Genomic DNA, 19,416 nt, shown 5'->3' with positions numbered 1-19,416 from the left:
GCAAACCCCTTTGCGCCTTTGCGGTGAAGTCTTTCAGGACAGAAGCATGAGCAAGAACATGGGCAAAGCCGAACCGATGAACGACGACCTCCTGGCCGAACTGCGCGACTGGGGCGGCCCCGCCGAGATGAGCGCGTTCGAGGCCGTGATGTGGCGCGCGGAAGTCGATCCGCGGCTGCGCTCGACGACGACCTCGGTGCTGGTGATGGACGCCACGCCGGAGTGGGAGCGCCTCGTCGCCGGTCATCGCTGGGTGACGGAGGCGGTGCCGCGTTTTCGCCAGCGCGTCGTCGAGCCCAGCTTCGGCGTCGGCAACCCGGTCTGGGTCGAGGATCCGGATTTCAATCTCGACTACCACCTGCGCCGCGTGCGCCTGCCGGAGCCCGGCACGGAGCGCCAGTTGTTCGACCTGGCGCAGAACCTGGCGATGACGCCATTCGACAAGGCGCGCTCGCCGTGGGAGGCGACGCTGGTCGAAGGTCTGGAGGGCGGTCGTTCCGGTTACGTGCTCAAGCTGCATCACGCGACATCGGACGGCCTGGGTATCATCCAGCTGTTGTCGCGCGTGCTCGGCAAGCAGCGCGACCAGACCACGCGTCCGCCGCCTCCGCGTGAGGAGAAGTTCGATCGGCCCGCGCCGTCGCCGTCGGATGTCGCGGCGCGCCAGGTGCGCGAGCGCCTGTTCGCGTTGCCCTCGGAAGCGGCAGGTCGTGTGTCCACGCTGACGCGTTCGATCGGCGAGTGGATGCGCAATCCGGACGCGGCGAAGAAGGGACTGGACTACTTGTCGTCGGCCAAGCGCGTGCTCGGCACGCGACCGGTCCCGGGCTCCGGACTGTTCAAGCGGCGCAGCCTGTCGTGGCGTTTCGATGGCATCGAGATTCCGCTCACCGACTTCAAGGCGGCCGCGAAAGCCGCGCAGGGTTCGCTGAACGACGTGTTCCTCGCCGGCCTCGTCGGCGGCTTCAGCCGCTACCACGAGGAGATGGGCGTCTCGCTGTCGAAGATGCCGATCGGGTTTCCGATCTCGCTGCGCACCGAGAACGATCCGATGGGCGGCAACAAGTTCGCGGGCAGCCAGTACGCGGCGCCGCTGGACATTCCTGATCCGGTCGAGCGCGTGCGTCACATCCAGAAGTTCGTGAGTCAGACGCGCGCCGAGCCCGCGCTCGACGTCATGATCCGCATGATGCCGGTGGTCACGCGGCTGCCGCTGGCTGCGATCACGGCGATGACGGCGGATTTCACGGCGGCGCAGGACGCGCAGATCAGCAATGTCCCGGGCATTCCGTACCCGGTTTACATGGCCGGTGCCGAGATCACGCAGTTCTGGCCGTTCGCACCGGTGCCCGGATGCGGGATGATGATCGTGATGATGTCGCACAACGGTCGCTGCTGCATCGGCATCAACAGCGATCGCGCGGCCGTCACCGAGCCCGAGCTGCTGATCGAGTGTCTGCAGGCGGGGCTCGACGAGATGATCGCGCTGGGCAAGCCGGCCACCGCACCCCATTCCGCCACGAGCAAGAAGAAGTGAGCCAGATGAAGAGCAAGGAAGGTCGTTTCAAGGGCAAGAAGGATGTCGAGATCTTCTGGCAGAGCTGGCTGCCGACGCGGCCCAAGGCCGTCGTCGTGATCGTGCATGGCCTGGGTGAACACAGCGGGCGATACGCGCACGTGGCCGAAGCCCTGGTGAATGCCGACTGCGCGGTGTACGCGATGGATCATCGCGGGCACGGCAAGTCCGGCGGCCCGCGCACGATGATCGACCGCTTCGCGCACACCGTCGACGACATCGATCACGTGGTCGAGATCGCGCGCCGCGAGCAGCCGCGCAAGCCGATGTTCCTGCTGGGCCACAGCATGGGCGGCGCGCTGTCGCTGAGCTACACGCTGAAGAATCCCGGCAAGCTGTTCGCGCTGATCCTGTCCGGGCCTGCGGTCGCACTGGATGGTGCGCCGCCGCTGATGAAGCCGATCGCCAAGTTCATGTCGACGATCGCGCCCAAGGCCGGGCTGTTCGCCGTCGATCCGGGCCTCGTCTCACGCGATCCGGCCGTCGTCGCCGACTACGCGGCCGATCCTCTGAACGCGCACGGCAAGGTGCCGGCGCGAACGCTCGGCGAGATCATCAAGTTCGTCGAGATCCTTCCGGCCGCTCTGCCGCTGATCCAGTTGCCGCTGCTGGCCATGCATGGCAGCGATGACAAGCTCGCCGGCGTCGCAGGCAGCAAGATGGTGGTGGATCGCGTGACGTCGAAGGACAAGACGCTGAAGGTCTACGACGGCCTGTACCACGAAATCTTCAACGAGCTTCCGGCCGATCGGGCGATCGTGCTGAAGGACCTCACGGACTGGATCGGCGCACGCGTCGGACGCTGACGCCAGTGTCGCCCGGGTAAAACCCGGGGTTTCCCTCACACGCGGGGCGCAACCCCCGGGTTTCACCCGGGCTACGGTTATCGCGGTTTCGCGGCCTTGCGCCGCGGCGGACCGGCGGACACCTTGGTCGCCGGCTGCACGACATCGATCACCGAACTCACGCGCGTCAGGAAGTGGACGCCGTCGGTGGCTTCGGTGCCGCTGAGATGATTCACCATCGTCTGGATGAAGCGCCGTCCCTCGTCGACCATGCGCTCGATTTCACGCGCACCCTTGGCCGTGAGAATCACCTCGCGTTCACGGCCCGAGAGCGGGTGCTCGCGGATCTCGAGCAGGCTCAGCGGTTCGCGTGCCATCCCGCGCAACGTCTTCGAGATCGCGGAATTTCGTAGTTCGAACCAGCGCGTGATCGAGCGCTCGATCTCCTTGCGCGGAATCGTGCGGCCGCCTTCGCCGGCCGAGCGGATCAGCCACAGGATCGCGACCTGGTGGCGACTCAGCCGCCCACCCCGCAATGCGTCCTCGATGCCGATCCCGATCTTGTAGTGCACCGGGTAGAACAGGTCGAGGAATTCCTTCGCGGCCTCTGAAATCGGGGCCGGCAGCGCGCCGCCCGTCGGGGCGACGGTTGACCGTGCTCGCTTCGCGGGTTTATCGTGTCCTGGAGACATAGTTACAAATTGGCAATTATTAACGAGGAGACGGTCAAGACCGGCTCCCTGAGGAGAAAACGTGGAAACCAGTTTCGACCCTGGCCGACTCGCGACGCCCGAAGTCATCGCGAATCCCTACCCTGCCTATGATGCGCTGCGCGCCGACTCCCCGGTGTCCGGCTATGCCGACTGGCCGCCCGGAACGGTGCCGGGTTTCGACCCGCCGATCCAGGCCTGGGCGCTGCTCAGCTACGAGCAGGTGGCCGCCGCGGCCAAGGATCACCAGACGTTCTCGTCGGCGAATTTCCAGCAGGGCACGGATGCGCCCACGCTGATGCTCGTCAATCACGACGACCCCGAGCACGCGAAGCTGCGTCGCGTGGTCGTGCAGGCCTTCACGCCGCGGCGCGTGGCAGAACTGCGTCCCCACGTGCAGGCCGTCGTGAAGAAGCTGATCGACGGACTGCCCGATGGTGACGTCGATGTCGTCGAGAAGCTGTGCGCGCCGCTGCCTGCTCAGCTCATGGTCAGGCTGCTCGGCCAGCCGGACGAGATGACGGACAAGTTCCAGCGCTGGGCCAACGCCTTCATGTTGTCGGCCGACATGAGCGTGGAAGAGCGCACGCAGAGCAACATGGAGATGGTCGGCTACTTCATGCAGATGGTCGACGCGCGCGCCAAGCGCCTCGCGGAAGGCGGCAAGCCGGGCGACGATCTCGTGGACGCGCTGCTGGTTGCCGAATCGGAAGGCGCACGGCTGACGCGCGACGAGGTCTGGCGCTTCTGCTTCACGCTCGTGGTGGCCGGTGCCGAGACGACGATGTACTACGCGGCCAACTGCCTGCGTGCGCTGGTGGACAACCCGGACGTGTTCGCGAAACTGCGCGAGGATCGCACGCTGCTGTCGCGATTCCAGCAGGAGACCCTGCGCATGGCGGGCCCGCCCCAGCGCCTGTTCCGCAAGGTCATGCGTGACGTCGAGATCGGCGGCAAGCAGATCCGCGCGGGCGAGTGGGTGGCGCTGTTCTTCGCTGCGGCCAACCACGATCCGAAAGTGTTCCCGGAGCCGCGGCGCCTGCGCCTGGACCGCGACAACGCAGGTGCGCAACTCAGCTTCGGTCACGGCATCCATTTCTGCCTGGGTGCGCCGCTCGCCAATCTCGAGACCGCCTGCCTGATCGAAGGCGTGCTCGACCGCTTCAGCGCGATGAACCCGGGCAGCGAACCCGCCGAACCGCAGCGCGCCACCTTGCTCCAGCACAGCGTCACCCGTCTCCCCGTCCTGTTCCAGAGAGCCTGATCACCATGAACAACAATGTCGCCATCACACAGGAAATCTTCGGGCGTTTCGGCCGCGGCGATGTGCCTGCGATCCTCGAGTTGCTGTCGGAAGACGTGCTGATCGAGTTCTACGGCCCGCCGGTGATTCCGTACGCCAACACGTTCAAGGGGCAGGCCGGTGCGCGCAAGTTCTTCGAGACCGTGCTCGCCTCGGTGGACATCCACCAGTTCGATGCCGAGGAATTCATCTCCGAGCGCGACAAGGTGATCGTCACCGGGCATCTGCGCCTGACGGCGAAATCGACCGGCGGCAGCATCGAGTCCGATTTCGTGCACGTCATCACGATGAAGGACGGCAAGTGGACGCGCTTCCGCGACTTCATGAACACCTCGGTCGCGCAGGCAGCGTTCACGAAGAAGGCCTGAAGTCGGCGCCACCGTAGCCCGGGCGCAGCCCGGGGTTGCGCTCGCTATGCGAGGGGAGCCCCGGGCTTCGCCCGGGCTACGGTCTGCGAGTAGCATTCCGCCTTTCCGACGAGGAGCAGGCTGGTGGACGTGCGTGCCGTGCAGGTCGAAGTCCGCGAGTCCATCGCCCACGTCACGCTGACGCAGCCGGAGCGCGGGAATCCGTTCGATCAGGCGTTCTGCTCGCAGCTCTGCGAGGCCGCGATCGAATGCGACGAGACACCCGGCGTGCGAGCCATCCTGATCCGGGCGCAGGGCAAGTATTTCAGCGTCGGGGCTGACCTCAAGTGGCTCGGCGCCGATCGCGCCTTGCTGCCGCGACGCTTGAAGGCGGCGACCGCGGACCTGCACATGGCGATTTCACGCTTCGCGCGTTGCGACGCACCCGTCGTGCTGGCGGCGCATGGTCTGGTGACCGGCGGCGCCGTGGCGCTCACCGCGATGGCGGACTTCGCCGTCGCCGGGCGTTCGGCCCGTTTCTATGCCGCGTACAACGCCATCGGATTCGTCAGCGACGGCGCTGGCACGTACTTCATCCCGCGCCGCGTCGGTACGCGTCGCGCCGCGGAATTCCTGATGCTCAACCAGATGTGGAGCGCCGGGCAGGCGGCCGAGTACGGGCTGATCTCGCGTCTGGTCGAGGACGCGGACCTGGAAGCCGAAGCGATGGCGCTCGCACGCCAGGTCGCGAGCGGTCCGACGAAAACCTACGGCGAGATGAAACGCCTGCTGTTGTCGACGCACGACCAGCCGCTGGAGACGCAGCTCGAGTTCGAGGCGCGCGCGATCTCGCAGTGCGCGAAGACCGACGATTCCTGGAACGCGATCCAGGCGGTGCTGGCCAAACGAAAGCCCGAGTTCTCGGGACGCTGAATCATTCAACGATAGAAGGGAGCAACAGGGCATGACCACGGCTTACTGGTGTGTGTTGATCGGCGCGTTCATGCCGCTGATGTGGACGGCGACGGCCAAGTTCGGCGGCTCGCAGAAGATGTCCTTCGGCCAGAACAGCGCGCCGCGCGAGTTCCTGGAAACCGTCTCAGGCATGCAGAAGCGTGCGCACTGGGCGCAGCTCAACGCCTTCGAGGCGTTCCCGGCGTTCGCTGCGGCGGTGATCATTTCGCATCTCGCCGGCGGCGCGCAGTCGACGATCGATCTGCTCGCGATGGGCTGGGTGGCCGCGCGCGTCGCGTACGGAATCTGCTACCTGGCGGACTGGGGCACGCTGCGCTCGCTGGTGTGGGGCGCTGCGGTGGCCTGCGTGGTCGCGCTGTTCGTCATCGCGGCCTGAGACTCGGGGCCCGGGATGAAACCCGGGCTTTTCGCGAGGGGTGAAAAAACAACCCCGGGTTTCACCCGGGCTACGCTCATGCGGATGGTGAGCGGCCCCAGATGTACTCGACGCCATTCGGCCCCACGTTCTCCTGGTGCGATACGCCGACCGGCATCGTGAAGATCTCGCCGGACCGGAACGTCGTGGCCTTGCCCTGCATCGTCAGCGTCATCTCGCCCGAGGTGATCAGGCCACGCACGTCGAACGGGTGCGTGTGGAAATCGTTGAAGCAGTTCGCGGGATAGTCGCCCGGGATGGGCGGGCTGAAGCCGCGCGCGGCCAGCTCTTTCGTGAACTCGGGGGGTGTCCATCGAATTCCCCTCCTGCGCGTCGTCGCGCCAACGGCCCATCGTCTGGCAATCCGTCGAGGACTGCCAGACGGGGAATCCCCGACAGGCTCAGGCCTTCTCGTTGCGCAGGAAGTCGAGGTATTCCGTGGGCCACATGAACTCGGTCCAGCCCACGCCCTTCTGGCCGTCGATCGTGCAGGTCATCGCGCCTTCGTTGAGCGTGCAGCTCGGGACCGGCAGGAACGGGAACGTCGCGAAGTACTGGCCCTCGACGCGCAGCTTGCGGCCCGCGGTGTCCTCGACTTCGGCCACGATGCGCGTCTGGCGGTACTGGTCGTCGGTCTCGAACTCGTAGTCGGCGCGCGCGACTTCGGCCATGCGGCCGTCACGCGACACGTAACCGCGCAGCTCGTTGCGGCCGCGCGCATTGATGTGCCAGAAGTGCACGCAGGTGTCGCCGGCCTGCGCGTGCAGCCACTTCCAGTTCTGCGGCACATCCCAGTTGCGCGTGCCCCAGGAGTGATCGCGCGCGCAGGCCGTCTCGAAATTGTGCTCCTTGCCGTCGATGCGGATCTTCCCGTGCAGGCGGCCCGCCTGTTCGGTGCGATTGGTGGCGGCCCAGGTCGGGCAGCCGTCCGGATGGAAGGCGTACGCATAGGCCGGATGCAGGGCTTCGAACTGCGCGTCGAGGCCGAAGCGCTCGCCGTCGACCTTCACGCGTGCGCGCTCGAGCTTGAGGTCGTGCTGCAGCGTGAGCTTGCCGACGTTCCAGTTGTCGAAGCTCTGCTTGCGCGGTACCTCGATGCCGTCGGTCTTCTCGGCGATGGGCGTGGCCACGCCCGGACCGAAGGCCACGCAGGCCGAACCCGCCAGGCTGTCCTTGGTCACCCAGGTGTAGACGAAGGCGCCGATGCCTTGTTCGGGCAGGGCGATGACGTAGGGGATCGACTCGCGTGCCAGCGGCAGGTCCTGCAGGACGTGACGGCCGTCGTGCACGACATCGAGTACCGGGACTGGACGATTGGGGGTGAGCTTGTTCATGACGTCTCCTCGAAGGGAAAAGTGAACGGTGTCGGTCTATAAACCACGGATTGCCGATGATACGGTACCGTACCAAGGAACTACCACACCGGGTGACTCCCTCCATGCCTTACCAATCCGTCTACCGCCCCGGCCTGTTCGAGGGCCAGGTCATCATCATCACCGGCGGGGGCTCGGGCATCGGGCGCTGCACCGCCCATGAGTTGGCTTCGCTCGGCGCCACGGTGGCCATCGTCGGTCGCGACGAGGACAAGCTGGCGAAAGTGCGCGAGGAAATCGAGGCCGAGGGCATCCACGGCAAGGTCAGCCTGCACATCTGCGACATCCGCAAGGAAGAGCAGGTGATCGCGATGGTCGACGGCGTTCTCGCCGCGCATGGACGCATCGACGGCCTCGTCAACAACGCGGGCGGCCAGTATCGCCAGCCGCTGAAGGAAATCAGCAGCAAGGGCTTCGAGGCCGTGGTGCGCCTGAACCTGTTCGGCGGCTTCATGGTGATGCGCGAGGTCTACAACCGCTGGATGGAAAAGAACGGCGGCAGCATCGTCAACATCATCGCGGACATCTGGAACGGCTGGGCCAACTACGCGCATTCGGGTGCTTCGCGCGGCGGCATGTGGACCTTGAGCGAGAGTGCCGCGTCCGAGTGGGCGCCGGCCGGCGTGCGCGTGAACTGCGTGGCGCCCGGTGGCATCGAGAGCAGCGGCTTCGATACCTACGAGCCGGATGCGCAGAAGGAAATCCTGAAATTTCCGCCGACGATTCCGGCCCAGCGCTACGGCAACGTCGCCGAGATGTCGGGCGCCATCGTGTACCTGCTGTCGCCGGTGGCCTCGTTCATCACCGGTTCGTGCATCCGCGTCGACGGTGGTGCGCCCAACGCACGCAACTGCTGGAACCCGCCGTCACCGCGCACCGGCACGCCGTCCGACAAGTCGCAGCCGTTCGGCGGCTTTCATCTCGATGCGAAGCCCAAGCTGCTGACCGAAGGCATCACGAAGAAGCCGACGCGCTGAATGGCTTCGTAGCCCGGACGAAGTCCGGGGCTCTTCTCCGGCTTCCCAGCGGCGACCCGGACTTCGTCCGGGCTACGGGATGCCCGCTGGACTCGTACGGAACCATACGATATAAGGTCGCGATGGCCGGAAACCGTTCGGTTCCGTGGCCTCGAGTGCATACCAGGAGGAGTACCCCAGTGGGTGTCCAGGATCATCTGCAGAACGCGTTCTACATCGGCGGCGAGTGGGTTGCCCCGTCGTCGAAGAAGCACTTCGACCTGATCAATGCCACGACCGAGGAAGTCATCGGTTCGGTGCCCGAGGCGGCAGAAGCCGACGTCGATCGCGCGGTCGCCGCGGCGCGCAAGGCTTTCGAGACCGGCCCCTGGGCCAACAGCACGCCCGCCGAACGCGCCGAGGTGATGGGACGCTTTGTCGCTGCGCTCGCCAAGCGCAGCGACGCGATCGCGCGCGCGGTCAGCATTCAGAACGGCATGCCGCTCGCCGTCAGCAGCGGCCTCGAGGGCCAGTTCTCCGTCGGCGTGCTCGCGTACTACGCCGAGCTGGCGAAGAACCTGCAGACCGATGAAGTCCGTCCTTCGCAGATGGGCCGCGAGACCCTGGTGAGCCGCGCGCCGCTGGGCGTCGTCGCCGGCATCGTGCCGTGGAATTTCCCCGTGACGCTCGCCATCAGCAAGATCGCGCCGGCAATGGCCGCGGGCTGCACGCTGGTGATGAAGCCCTCGCCGGGCACCATCCTCGACAGCTACATCATGGCCGAGTCTGCTGCCGAAGCCGGCGTGCCGGCAGGTGTCATCAACTGGGTCGCGGCGGATCGTGAAGTCGGGGCGTATCTGGTCTCGCATCCGGGTGTCGACAAGGTCGCGTTCACCGGTTCGACGGCGGCGGGTCGCGCCATCGCGCGCGTCTGCGGCGAGCTGCTGCGTCCCGTGACCTTGGAACTCGGCGGCAAGTCGGCCGCGATCATCCTCGACGATGCGAATCTCGAGACCGTGATGCAGGGCCTGCCGTCGGTGTCGCTGCTCAACAACGGCCAGACCTGCTTCGCCTGCACGCGCATCCTCGCGCCGCAGGGCCGCTACCAGCAGGTCGTCGACGCGCTCGCCGCGATGGCCTCGTCGCTGAAGGTCGGCGATCCGATGGACATGGGCACGCACGTCGGCCCGATGGCCTCTGCGCTGCATCGCAACCGTGTCGAGAGCTGCATCGAGAAGGGCAGGTCGGACTCGAAGCTCGTCGTCGGCGGCGGACGGCCCAAGGGACTCGACCGCGGCTGGTTCGTGCAGCCGACGGTGTTCGCGGTTCCCGACAACAGCACGAGCATCGCGCGCGACGAGATCTTCGGGCCGGTGCTCGCGGTGATCCCGTACAAGGACGAGGCCGACGCGGTGCGCATCGCCAACGACTCGGTCTACGGTCTCGGCGGTTCGATCTGGAGCAGCGACGAAGGCCGTGCACGCAAGCTGGCGCGCCAGGTGCAGACCGGCACGATCGGCATCAACGGCTACATGCCGTCCATCGGTTCGCCGTTCGGCGGCGTGAAGGCCAGCGGCCTGGGCCGCGAGTTCGGTCCCGAGGCGCTGGCCGGCTACCAGCAGTACAAGTCGACGTACGTGATGGGGTGAGCGTTGCGGCGGCGCGCGTGATGCGCGGCCTGCGGAGATAAAAAAGGACCGGGAAACCGGTCCTTTTTTACGTAGCCCGGGTGCAACCCGGGGCTTTGCGCCGACGTCCGGAAAACCCCCGGGTTGCACCCAGACGCCGGTTAATGGCCGTCGCGGAAGCGGCCCGGCGTGTTGCCGGTCAGCGCGTGAAACTGCCGCGTGAAATGGGACTGGCTCGAGAAGCCCGTTTCGTTCGCGATCCACGCGAGATCGCGATCGGTCTGGCTCAACAGCCGCTGCGCCGCCTCGACACGACGACGCGTGATGTAGCGGTGTGCCGACTCGCCAGTGACATCGCGGAAGCTGCGCGTGAACTGCGCGCGGCTCATCCCGGCACGCGTCGCGAGATCGTCCAAGGTCAGGCGTTCGCCCAGATGTGAATCCACGTACTGCACCAGCTCGTTCAGGCGCGCGCCCTCGACCGCGCGTTCTACCGGACCCAGGTCGGCGAGCAGCGCGAGGTGGCAGAGCAGCGCGTCGGCGAGCTTGGAGAGATAGTCGGGCGGGATCGGCCGATCGCTGCGTGCCGCGCGCAGCATCGCCTCCATCGAGGCGCTGACGTAGGGGTCGCGGAACGCGAAGCGCGGCGCGGTGCAGCGGGCCAGGCGCTCCAGCGGACTGTTGTCGTCGTCGCTGCGGGACAGGTGCAGCGTCGCCACGCGCACGCTGCCCTCGGTACGGAACGCGAGGGGCTGACCGGGCGGCAGGATCGTGATCATGCCGGGCGTCGACTGGGCGCGGCTCAATCCATGGTCGGTGACGGCGCGGACCTTTCGCGAGCCGCCGAGATGGAGGGCCAGCACGAGCTCATCGGATTCGGGCAGCTCGAAGCCCTCGAAGTCCGGTGTCTGCCAGCCGTAGATGCCCAGGCGCGCGCCGGCCACCACTTCGCGAGCCACTTGAGGCGCTACGCGAAACGCGGTGCGGAACGCCTGCTCCGCACGCCGCTTGCTGGAATGGGTCATCGCACGGCCCTCGTTTTCGCCCCCGCGCTGTGAGCCGATTCTGCCATGAGATCCATCCGGTTCTGGTAGAGCCGGCTCGCGCCAAGGACAAGAATGCGGGATGGCCACCGCCGCGGAGAAGTTCCCGGTGCGCGGGGCCCGCCGGCACATGCCGGACCTATTCGAAGAGCGAGTGCGACGGAGACCCCATGAACGATCCCAGGATGTTCAACACCGAGGCTTATTTCCGGTACTACAACCCGGTCCTGAGCAACGAGTCCTACTTCAAGTACTGGCGCGTCTGCGCCGCGATGGGGCCGGTCTTCCTCGCCGCCTTCATCATCTGCTGGGGCGTGCTGGGCTCCAACATTCCGCCGATCCCGGCCGACTTCACGGCCGACCAGTTGGCCCAGCACTTCCGCACGAACTACAACGAGGTGCGGGCCGGCATGTCCGGCGCGATGCTGTTCGGCTGCCTGTACCTGCCGTGGACGCTGGCGATCTACAAGGTGATGCAGCTGATCAACCGCAACGAGAACGACATCGTCTCGACGTTGCAGATGTGGGGCGGTGGCCTGACCGTGGTGCCGCTGGTGACGTCGTCGGTGTTCTGGCTGACCGGTTCGTATCGTCCCGATGAACTGGATCCCAAGACGCTGCAGATGCTCTACGACCAGGGCTGGCTGCTGATCGACATGTTCTATTTCATCACGACGATTCCGATGGTCTGCATCGGCGTCGCCGGCCTGACCGACCAGCGCGCCAAACCGCTGTTTCCGCGATGGGCATGCTGGTATTCGATCTGGGCGGGCCTGAGCTTCCTGTTCGAACTGCTGATGCCGTTCTTCAAGTCGGGCCTGTTCGCACGCCAGGGCTGGCTCAATTTCTGGGTCGAGTTCGTGGTCTGGTTCGCGTACATCCTGATCATCACGTTCTTCACGATGAAGGCGATTCCCCGGCTCGCGAAAGAGCGCGAGGAAATGCTCGGCCGGGCCTGATCGCTGACGGCTCGGCACGACGCCCATGGAGCACTCCACGGCGCCCACGATCGGTGCGTCCCGGGACCAGCGTGACCTGGTCTCCGGGATCCTGGTCTTCATCATCGCGGACCTGATCGTGTTCGGGATGCTGTTCACCGGTTTCATGGTGGACCGCTCCAAGGAACTGGCGGTGTACAACCAGTCTGCGAACACGCTGGACTATCACCTGGGCCTGCTCAACCTGCTGATCCTGGTGACCAGCGGGCTGTGCGTGGTGTTCGCGGTCACTGCGGCGCGGGAAGGGCGCCTCACGGCGCTGCGCAACTGGATCCTCGCGGCCTTCGTCATCGGAGCGGGCTTTGGCGTGAGCAAGGCGATCGAGTACGGCGACAAGTTCGCGCACGACATCGGCATGCACACCAACCCGTTCTACATGTACTACTTCGCACTGACCGGAGCGCACTTCCTGCACTTCCTCGGCGGTATGGGCGCGCTCGCGTTCATCTGGTTCTACAGCCTGCGTCACGCGGGAGCGCCCGACTTCCGCGGCAAGATCGAGGCGGTCGGCCTGTACTGGCACATGGTGGATCTGCTGTGGATCCTGATCTTCCCGCTGCTCTACGTCCTGGGACTGCAATGGCAGCCATGTCCCTGAACCGCGCTGCGATCCTGACCTGGGCGTTCCTGGTCTGCGCGAGCATCGCGACCGGACTGCTGATCGGCGGCAAGGGGCTGAGCCCGGCGATCGTCGTATCGCTGATCCTGCTGATCGCGGTGTTCAAGGCCCGGATGATCGTGCTCCATTACATGGAGCTGAAGCACGCCCCGCTGAGCTGGAGGCTGGCGTTCGAGCTGTGGGTGGTGGCGGCCGCGGCGCTGATCCTGGGAATATGGCTGTTCACCGGAAGCGCGGCGAACTGCGTCGCGCCGTAAGGGCTTCGACGAACCCATCTCCTGTCCCGATGAATGAACGTGTGACCGATACGGCTGAAAAACCGGCTCGACGCCTTCCCGGCGTGGAAGGCGTCTGGGTGTTCCTGGCTGCGGACATGCTGTTCTTCACCGCGCTGTTCGTGTCCACGATGATCGGCCGGCGGGATGCGGCCGAGGTGTTCGAGGCCGGACGCCTCACGCTGGATCCGAACTACGGCGGCATCAACACGCTGATCCTGCTGACGAGCTCGTGGTTCGTCGTGCTGGCGGTGAACGCCGCGAAGCACGACCGGCTCGACGAGATTCCGCGCTGGTTGCTGGCGGCGTTCGGCTGCGGCGTCGCCTTCGGTATCTCGAAGGCCTTCGAATACGGCACCAAGCTGTCGGCCGGCATCACGCCTGCGAGCAGCGATTTCTACATGTATTACTTCATCCTCACGGGCTTCCACCTGCTGCACGTCATCGGCGGCAGCGTCATGTTGCTGGTGTTCTGGAAGATGTCGCGACGGCGCGCCTTCGATTCCCGGCGGCTGGCCGTGCTCGAGAGCGGCGGCCTGTACTGGCACATGGTCGATCTGCTGTGGATCATCCTGTTCCCGCTGCTGTACCTGATGAAGTAGCCGCCATGAATCTGCTCAAGCGACCCGGCATCCTGGTGTGGTTCGTGCTGATGCTCGCAACGGTGGTCACGACCTGGGTGCTGTCCAAGGACATCGTGGCCGCCCGCACCGGCACCGTGGCGATCATCGCGATCGCGTTCTACAAGGTGCGCCTGGTGCTGCTGCACTTCATGGAGTTGCGGCACGCGCCGCGAGGACTGCGACTGTTCTTCGAACTGTGGGTCCTGGTCGTGGCGGCCGCGATGATCGGCATGTACCTGAGCGGCAGCGCGGCGCCGGCGTAGCCCGGGTGGAACCCGGGGCTTTCCTCCCGGGACGAACGACCCTCCCGGGTTTCACCCGGGCTACGGGAGCCCTAGTTCTCGCGTACGACGCGAAAGCCGATCGCGTTGCTGAAGCCTTCGCCGCTGTCGGCGTCACGCGAGGCCGATCGCATGCTGCGGGGATGATTGCCCCAGCCGCCGCCGCGATTGACGCGCTTGCCGCACTCGCCGCCCGAGGTCCAGGCGGAGCCGTCGGTGGGCGCACCGTTGTAATCGTTGTGCCAGCAGTCCTGCACCCACTCCCAGACATTGCCGTTCATGTCGTAGAGGCCGTAGGGGTTGCCGCGGAAACTGCCGACCGGCGCGGTGGTGGCGAACTTGTCGTCGCAGGTGGCACGCCAGGTCCAGTTCGGGAAGGTCTCTCCGCCGGTGACATCCAGCACGTTGCCGTACTCGCAGGCCCACTCGGCGCCTTCGCCCCAGGAGTAGCGGCCTTCGGCTCCGGCGCGCGCCGCGTATTCCCACTCCGCTTCGGACGGCAGGCGGTATTTCTCGCCGGTCTTCCTGCTCAGCCAGTGCACGTATTGCTGCGCATCGACCCAGGTAATGTTGATGACCGGACGGCGGCCGCGGCCCCAGTTCTTGTCGTCGGGTGTCTTGACGCATCCACGCGCGCGCACACAGGCGTCCCACTCGTCGAAGGTGAGTTCGTACTTGCCGATCGAGAAGCCGGGGACCTTCACCTCGTGCAGCGGGCGCTCGTAGAGCGTGCCGGTGCTGGTGTGCTCGCCCATCATGAAGGTGCCGCCCTGCAGGCGGACCAGTTCAGGGGTGTCCGCGCAGTCGCGGTAAGACACCTTGCCGGTCGCCGGATCGGTGGCGAACGGCGGCGGTTCCGGGCAATCCAGGCCGCCCTTCTGGGCTTTGTCCTGGGCGCCGGCGGAAGGCTTGGCGCTCTTGCCCTCGTCGTCGGCCGCGTGCAGCGGCGCGACGGCGAAAAGGCTCAGCAGCGCGAGCGCTGCGACGCGCAGCTTCCACGCCCGCGCCGCGCCGGAGCGGGGAAGGCGTGGGCCGGTGGAATCAGGTGCTTCGTTGAGCCTTGGACGCTGCGGTAGCAGCCACACTGGCTTCGCGGATCTTGCGCCAACTGTCATCGCTGAGCTTGTTCAATCCCGCGAAAGTGGAAGGCGCGGCCAGATGATGACCCCCATCAATGCAGATGGTTTCGCCGGTGATGTAATCGCAGCCATCGCCAAGGAGCAGGATCATGAGGTTCGCCAGTTCCTGAATCTCGCCGAAGCGCCCCATCGGCACTTCGTCCGCCTGGGTAGCCCCAATCTTCGCATCATCGGTGGGAGAGAGCATCTGCCAGGCGTACTCGGTCGGGAACGGCCCTGGCGCCACTGCGTTGATGCGGATGCCGTACTTGGCCCACTCGACGGCCAGCGACATCGTCATCGCGTTGACCGCAGCCTTGGCCATCGACGAGGGGACCACGAAGGCGGAACCGGTCCAGATCCAGGTCACCAGCGTGGAGACCACGGAGCCTTTCAGGCCCTGATCGATCCAGCGCTTGCCGCAGGCGTGCGTCGTGAAGAACGCCCCGTTCATGACGGTGGAGGTCACCGCCTCGAAGGCGCGAGGGCTCAGGTCCTTGGTCGGCGCGATGAAGTTCGCGGCTGCGTTGTTGATCAGGCCCGTCAGCGGACCGTGCTGGCTCCAGATCTCGCCGACGGCGGCGTCCACCGCTTCCGCCTTGCGGATGTCGACGGCCTGGACGTGCGCACGCGCCGCGCCGCAACCCTCGTTGATCTCGGCTGCGGCCTTTTCCAGGACTTCCATTCGACGTCCCCAGAGATGGACGTGCGCGCCGTGCTTGGCGAGGAAGCCGGCCACGCCCTTGCCCAGGCCCGTGCCGCCACCGGTGACGAGGATGCGCTTGCCGGCCAGTGCGTCGGCGGAATAGAGGGCCATGGAAGGGCTCCGGATTGATGATATGGAACCATACGATAACACCGCGCCGGCCCGGATCGCGACCCGGACGGGATGTCGCATCATGTCGCATGGACCAGACGCCAACCAAGGCGGGGCAAGTTGTGCGCAAGGGCGTGCGGCCGCCGGGGCGTCCTCGTCGCGAGGATGCCGACGCGGCGCGCCGCAGCATTCTGGAAGCGGCCTTGCGCGTGTTCATCGCGCGCGGCTTCGAGGCCGCGAGCATGGAAGGCATCGCCCGTGAGGCCAAGGTTGCCAAGCTCACGCTGTATCGCCATTTCGAGACCAAGGAACAGCTGTTCGAGCAGGTTGCGCGACGCGCGCAGCTCAGCGTCCGCGAGCGCCTGGGAACGATGGTGGATCGCGGCCTGCCGCTCGACCAGGTCCTGCGCGAGATCGTCGAGAAGCTGATCGAGGGCTACACGCATCCGGATTACCTCGCCGTGATGCGCATGGTCGTCGCCGAGGCGGCCCGGTTTCCGAAGCTCGGCCGCGCGATGCTCGACGACTCCAGCAAGGGCGCGCAGCCGCTGGTCGAGTATCTGCAGCAGCTCAAGGACTCCGGGCAGATCGACATCGATTCGCCGCGCGAGGCCGCGACGCAGATCGCCGGGCTGGCGAGCGGAGCGGGGCGCTACGTGCTGATCCCGCCTTCGCGCAGCGCGGCGAGCCGGCGTCACGCGGTGGAATCGGTGGTCGGCCTGTTCACGCGGGCGTGGCGTGTGAATCCGCGTCCGTAGCCCGGACGAAGTCCGGGAACCGTCGGCGACGGGAAGCGGCGGCGCCCCGGACTTCGTCCGGGCTACGCATAGCGGTCGAGGGAAAATATACGGAGCCAGGCTTTTCTCGCCGCCGGGCGCTGCCTAGATTGCCTGCTGGCGCATGCCACCGATCCGACACGCCGCTTTCCTGTCCTCGATTCGATCTGGAGTTCCTCCGTGCTGAAGCCCCGTCCCGTCTATTCCGATGAACACGAAATGTTCCGCGACGCCGTACGCGGATTCGTCAAGGCGGAGATCACGCCGCATTTCCAGCGCTGGGAGGAAGCGGGCATCGTCGATCGCAGCTTCTGGGATGCGGGCGGAAGCGCCGGCCTGCTGTGCCCGCAGCTGCCCGAGGAATACGGCGGTGCCGGTGGCAGCTTCAAGCACAACTGCATCGTCGTCGAAGAGATCGCGTACGCGGGCTACGCCGGGCCGATGACGGATTTCTCCGTGCACAGCGACGTGTGCTGCGGCTACATCCAGCACGCGGGTACCGAGGAGCAGCGCCGCAAATGGTTGCCGCGCATGGCCAGCGGCGAGACGGTCTGCGCGATCGCGATGACAGAGCCGGGCACCGGCAGCGATCTGCAGGGCATCAAGACCCGCGCCGTGCGGGATGGCGATGTCTACCGGATCAGCGGTTCCAAGACCTTCATCAGCAACGGACAGCATTGCGACCTCGTGATCGTGGTGGCACGCACGTCCGACGCACCGGGTTCCAAGGGCATGAGCCTGATCCTGGTCGAGACCGACCGGCCGGGTTTCCGCCGCGGCCGCAATCTTCACAAGCTCGGGCACCTGTCGTCGGACACGTCGGAGATGTTCTTCGACGAGGTCGAGGTCCCGGCGAGCAACGTCATGGGCGTCGAGGGCACCGGCTTCGCAACGCTGATGACCGAGCTGCCGCAGGAGCGACTGATCATCGCCTACCAGTCGATGGCCTCGGCGCAGCGCGCGTTCGACATCACCGTGGAGTACACGCGTGGCCGCAAGGCCTTCGGCCAGGCGATCGCCGACTTCCAGAACACGCGGTACAAGCTCGCTGATCTGAAGGCGGACCTGCTGGTGGGTTGGGCTTTTGCCGACCAATGTCTCGAGAAGCACGTGCTCGGACAGCTCGACGCGCTGCATGCCTCGACCGCCAAGCTCTGGTGCACGGAGATGCACGGCCGCGTCGTCGATGCCTGCCTGCAGTTGCACGGCGGCTACGGCTTCATGCGCGAGTACGAGATCTGCCGCCTGTTCGCCGACGCCCGCGTCCAGCGGCTCTACGGCGGCACCTCGGAAATCATGCGGGAGCTGATCTCGCGCAGCCTGTAGCGCCGTAGCCCGGGCGAAACCCGGGAAAGCCGCTCGAAGCCGGGCCGGCCGCGGTGATGCCAAAGCGCCCCCGGGTTTCACCCGGGCTAGGGCCGATTTCCACTCCCAGAGTTACGTCCGGACGTCCGGAATTCGTTGGCCGCGCGTACCTGTTTTGGCCAGGACAGACGGGCCTTTACATACCTAGTAGGGTACCGTACTATCGTCTCATCCACTTTAGGGAGCAGTCCATGTTCGAGCGCCGGCTTTTCAAGGAAGAACACGAGATGTTCCGCTCCTCGGTGCGCAAGTTCATCGAGAAGGAAATCGCCCCTTTCCACAAGCAGTGGGAAGAGGACGGCATCGTGCCGCGCGAGCTGTGGCTCAAGGCGGGCGAAGCCGGAATGCTCTGCTGCACGATCCCCGAGGAATACGGCGGCCTGGGCCTGGACTACCTGTTCGACGTCATCGTCTTCGAAGAGATGGCACGCAGCGGCTTCACCGGCCCGGGATTCCTGATCCACTGCGATCTGGTGTCCACGTACGTGAAGTCGTTCGGCACCGAGGAGCAGAAGAAGTACTGGTTGCCCAAGATGGTGGCGGGCGAGGCCATCGGTTCGCTCGGCATGACCGAGCCGCACGCCGGCTCCGACCTCAAGGCCATCCGCACGCGCGCCGTGCGTGACGGTGACGACTACGTCATCAACGGCCAGAAGGTGTTCATCTCCAACGGCCAGCTCTGCGACGTGCTGGTGCTGGCGACCAAGACCGACAGCACCCAGGGCGCGCGCGGGGTCACGCTGTTCCTCGTGGACACCAAGCTGCCGGGCTTCGTGCGCGGCAAGAACCTCGACAAGCTGGGCATGAAGGGCCAGGACACCTCGGAGCTGTTCTTTGAGAACCTGCGCGTGCCGGCCACCGCGATGCTCGGCGAAGAAGGCCAGGGCTTCTCGCTGATGATGACCAAGCTCGCACAGGAGCGCCTCGCGCAGGCGATCCGCTCGGCGACGGTCGCCGAGACGGTGATCGAGTACACGGTGGACTACACCGCGCAGCGCAAGGCCTTCGGCAAGACCATCGCGGATTTCCAGAACACGCAGTTCAAGCTGGCCGAGCTGAAGACCGAGGCCGTCATCGGCCGCGTCTTCACCGACAAGTGCATCGAGCAGTTCATGAAGGGCGAACTGACCGAGGTGGATGCGGCGATGGCCAAGATGTGGCTGTCGAACCTGCACTGCAAGGTCGTCGACGAGTGCCTGCAGTTGTTCGGCGGCTGGGGCTACATGTGGGAATACCCCATCGCCCGCGCCTATGCGGACGCCCGCATCGTGAAGATCGCCGGCGGCTCGATCGAAGTCATGAAGCACATCATTGGTCGTGCGCTGTTCCGCGAGCACCTGGGCGGATCGACGATCCGCCCGATCGCGGGATCGCAGGACGACACGAACAGCGGCAAGCGCGCGGTCGCCTGAAGAACCACCGGTAGCAACCGG

General features: G+C 66.0%; 22 protein-coding genes. 16 read left to right on the top strand and 6 right to left on the bottom strand.

The window, feature by feature from the left end; genetic code table 11:
• The first annotated feature begins 46 nt into the window (after positions 1-46).
• The gene (locus DFR24_RS19370) at positions 47-1,537 is read left to right on the top strand and encodes a wax ester/triacylglycerol synthase family O-acyltransferase (protein ID WP_162851324.1); all 1,491 of its coding nucleotides are present in this window, start codon (positions 47-49) and stop codon (positions 1,535-1,537) included.
• Positions 1,538-1,542: 5 nt separating this feature from the next.
• Positions 1,543-2,382: an alpha/beta hydrolase gene (locus tag DFR24_RS19365; protein ID WP_246051727.1), complete on the top strand. Its 840-nt coding sequence runs from the start codon at positions 1,543-1,545 to the stop codon at positions 2,380-2,382.
• Between the two features lie 77 nt (positions 2,383-2,459).
• Here the strand turns inward: DFR24_RS19365 and DFR24_RS19360 are convergent, their stop codons facing one another.
• Entirely contained in the window at positions 2,460-3,053 is a 594-nt protein-coding gene (locus DFR24_RS19360; RefSeq protein ID WP_162851323.1) for a MarR family winged helix-turn-helix transcriptional regulator, read from the bottom strand.
• A gap of 61 nt (positions 3,054-3,114) precedes the next feature.
• Between DFR24_RS19360 and DFR24_RS19355 the strand changes: the two genes are divergently transcribed.
• The 4 genes from DFR24_RS19355 to DFR24_RS19340 all read left to right on the top strand — a co-directional run bounded on the left by DFR24_RS19355 (position 3,115) and on the right by DFR24_RS19340 (position 6,072).
• Positions 3,115-4,335, top strand: coding sequence for a cytochrome P450 (locus DFR24_RS19355; RefSeq protein WP_133883048.1), 1,221 nt, complete (start codon positions 3,115-3,117; stop codon positions 4,333-4,335).
• Between the two features lie 5 nt (positions 4,336-4,340).
• The gene (locus DFR24_RS19350) at positions 4,341-4,742 is read left to right on the top strand and encodes a nuclear transport factor 2 family protein (protein WP_133883047.1); all 402 of its coding nucleotides are present in this window, start codon (positions 4,341-4,343) and stop codon (positions 4,740-4,742) included.
• Between the two features lie 123 nt (positions 4,743-4,865).
• Positions 4,866-5,654, top strand: a complete 789-nt coding sequence (locus tag DFR24_RS19345; protein WP_210772412.1) for an enoyl-CoA hydratase/isomerase family protein — start codon at positions 4,866-4,868, stop codon at positions 5,652-5,654.
• 31 nt (positions 5,655-5,685) lie between these two features.
• On the top strand, positions 5,686-6,072 hold the full coding sequence (locus DFR24_RS19340; protein ID WP_133883046.1) for an MAPEG family protein: 387 nt from the start codon (positions 5,686-5,688) through the stop codon (positions 6,070-6,072).
• A 76-nt stretch (positions 6,073-6,148) separates the two neighbouring features.
• Here DFR24_RS19340 and DFR24_RS24520 read toward each other — a convergent pair whose 3' ends face one another.
• Together DFR24_RS24520 and DFR24_RS19335 are read right to left on the bottom strand one after the other, a co-directional pair.
• Positions 6,149-6,370 carry a cupin domain-containing protein gene (locus DFR24_RS24520; protein WP_366518948.1) on the bottom strand — a complete coding sequence of 74 codons (222 nt, stop codon included), beginning with the start codon at positions 6,368-6,370 and terminating at the stop codon, positions 6,149-6,151.
• Positions 6,371-6,512: 142 nt separating this feature from the next.
• On the bottom strand, positions 6,513-7,445 hold the full coding sequence (locus DFR24_RS19335; protein WP_133883045.1) for a DUF7064 domain-containing protein: 933 nt from the start codon (positions 7,443-7,445) through the stop codon (positions 6,513-6,515).
• Positions 7,446-7,549: 104 nt separating this feature from the next.
• On the opposite strand from DFR24_RS19335, the gene DFR24_RS19330 reads away from it, so the two are divergent.
• Both DFR24_RS19330 and DFR24_RS19325 read left to right on the top strand, forming a co-directional pair.
• Complete coding sequence (locus tag DFR24_RS19330; RefSeq protein ID WP_133883044.1) at positions 7,550-8,461, top strand: SDR family oxidoreductase; 912 nt, start codon at positions 7,550-7,552, stop codon at positions 8,459-8,461.
• Between the two features lie 179 nt (positions 8,462-8,640).
• The gene (locus DFR24_RS19325; RefSeq protein WP_246051721.1) at positions 8,641-10,089 is read left to right on the top strand and encodes an aldehyde dehydrogenase; all 1,449 of its coding nucleotides are present in this window, start codon (positions 8,641-8,643) and stop codon (positions 10,087-10,089) included.
• Positions 10,090-10,229: 140 nt separating this feature from the next.
• Here DFR24_RS19325 and DFR24_RS19320 read toward each other — a convergent pair whose 3' ends face one another.
• Entirely contained in the window at positions 10,230-11,093 is an 864-nt protein-coding gene (locus DFR24_RS19320) for a helix-turn-helix domain-containing protein (RefSeq protein WP_162851321.1), read from the bottom strand.
• Positions 11,094-11,281: 188 nt separating this feature from the next.
• On the opposite strand from DFR24_RS19320, the gene DFR24_RS19315 reads away from it, so the two are divergent.
• From DFR24_RS19315 to DFR24_RS19295, 5 genes are read left to right on the top strand one after another with little or no spacing between them, the layout of a single operon-like run.
• The gene (locus tag DFR24_RS19315; protein ID WP_133883041.1) at positions 11,282-12,070 is read left to right on the top strand and encodes a hypothetical protein; all 789 of its coding nucleotides are present in this window, start codon (positions 11,282-11,284) and stop codon (positions 12,068-12,070) included.
• Positions 12,071-12,095: 25 nt separating this feature from the next.
• Positions 12,096-12,707 (top strand): cytochrome c oxidase subunit 3, encoded by a 612-nt coding sequence (locus DFR24_RS19310; RefSeq protein ID WP_133883040.1) that lies wholly within the window; start codon positions 12,096-12,098, stop codon positions 12,705-12,707.
• Positions 12,698-12,985 (top strand): cytochrome C oxidase subunit IV family protein, encoded by a 288-nt coding sequence (locus DFR24_RS19305; protein ID WP_133883039.1) that lies wholly within the window; start codon positions 12,698-12,700, stop codon positions 12,983-12,985. Before DFR24_RS19310 ends, DFR24_RS19305 begins: the two co-directional genes overlap by 10 nt.
• 41 nt (positions 12,986-13,026) lie before the next feature.
• Positions 13,027-13,605, top strand: a complete 579-nt coding sequence (locus DFR24_RS19300) for a cytochrome c oxidase subunit 3 family protein (RefSeq protein WP_211346630.1) — start codon at positions 13,027-13,029, stop codon at positions 13,603-13,605.
• Between the two features lie 5 nt (positions 13,606-13,610).
• Positions 13,611-13,889 (top strand): cytochrome C oxidase subunit IV family protein, encoded by a 279-nt coding sequence (locus DFR24_RS19295; protein ID WP_133883037.1) that lies wholly within the window; start codon positions 13,611-13,613, stop codon positions 13,887-13,889.
• A 71-nt stretch (positions 13,890-13,960) separates the two neighbouring features.
• Here DFR24_RS19295 and DFR24_RS19290 read toward each other — a convergent pair whose 3' ends face one another.
• Together DFR24_RS19290 and DFR24_RS19285 are read right to left on the bottom strand one after the other, a co-directional pair.
• Positions 13,961-14,992 (bottom strand): formylglycine-generating enzyme family protein, encoded by a 1,032-nt coding sequence (locus tag DFR24_RS19290; RefSeq protein ID WP_162851320.1) that lies wholly within the window; start codon positions 14,990-14,992, stop codon positions 13,961-13,963.
• Positions 14,949-15,842 carry an SDR family oxidoreductase gene (locus DFR24_RS19285; protein WP_133883035.1) on the bottom strand — a complete coding sequence of 298 codons (894 nt, stop codon included), beginning with the start codon at positions 15,840-15,842 and terminating at the stop codon, positions 14,949-14,951. The genes DFR24_RS19290 and DFR24_RS19285 overlap by 44 nt, the downstream gene beginning before the upstream one ends.
• Positions 15,843-15,931: 89 nt before the next feature.
• Between DFR24_RS19285 and DFR24_RS19280 the strand changes: the two genes are divergently transcribed.
• The 3 genes from DFR24_RS19280 to DFR24_RS19270 all read left to right on the top strand — a co-directional run bounded on the left by DFR24_RS19280 (position 15,932) and on the right by DFR24_RS19270 (position 19,395).
• Positions 15,932-16,600, top strand: a complete 669-nt coding sequence (locus DFR24_RS19280) for a TetR/AcrR family transcriptional regulator (protein WP_162851319.1) — start codon at positions 15,932-15,934, stop codon at positions 16,598-16,600.
• 198 nt (positions 16,601-16,798) lie between these two features.
• On the top strand, positions 16,799-17,944 hold the full coding sequence (locus DFR24_RS19275) for an acyl-CoA dehydrogenase family protein (RefSeq protein WP_133883033.1): 1,146 nt from the start codon (positions 16,799-16,801) through the stop codon (positions 17,942-17,944).
• Between the two features lie 230 nt (positions 17,945-18,174).
• On the top strand, positions 18,175-19,395 hold the full coding sequence (locus tag DFR24_RS19270; RefSeq protein ID WP_133883032.1) for an acyl-CoA dehydrogenase family protein: 1,221 nt from the start codon (positions 18,175-18,177) through the stop codon (positions 19,393-19,395).
• Positions 19,396-19,416 lie beyond the last annotated feature (21 nt).

This window comes from Panacagrimonas perspica (genome assembly GCF_004364935.1).
In the GTDB taxonomy this organism is placed as follows: Bacteria; Pseudomonadota; Gammaproteobacteria; order Nevskiales; family Nevskiaceae; genus Panacagrimonas; species Panacagrimonas perspica.
The sequence above is the reverse complement of the archived record's forward strand: the minus strand, read 5'-3'. Positions and strand labels throughout refer to the sequence as shown.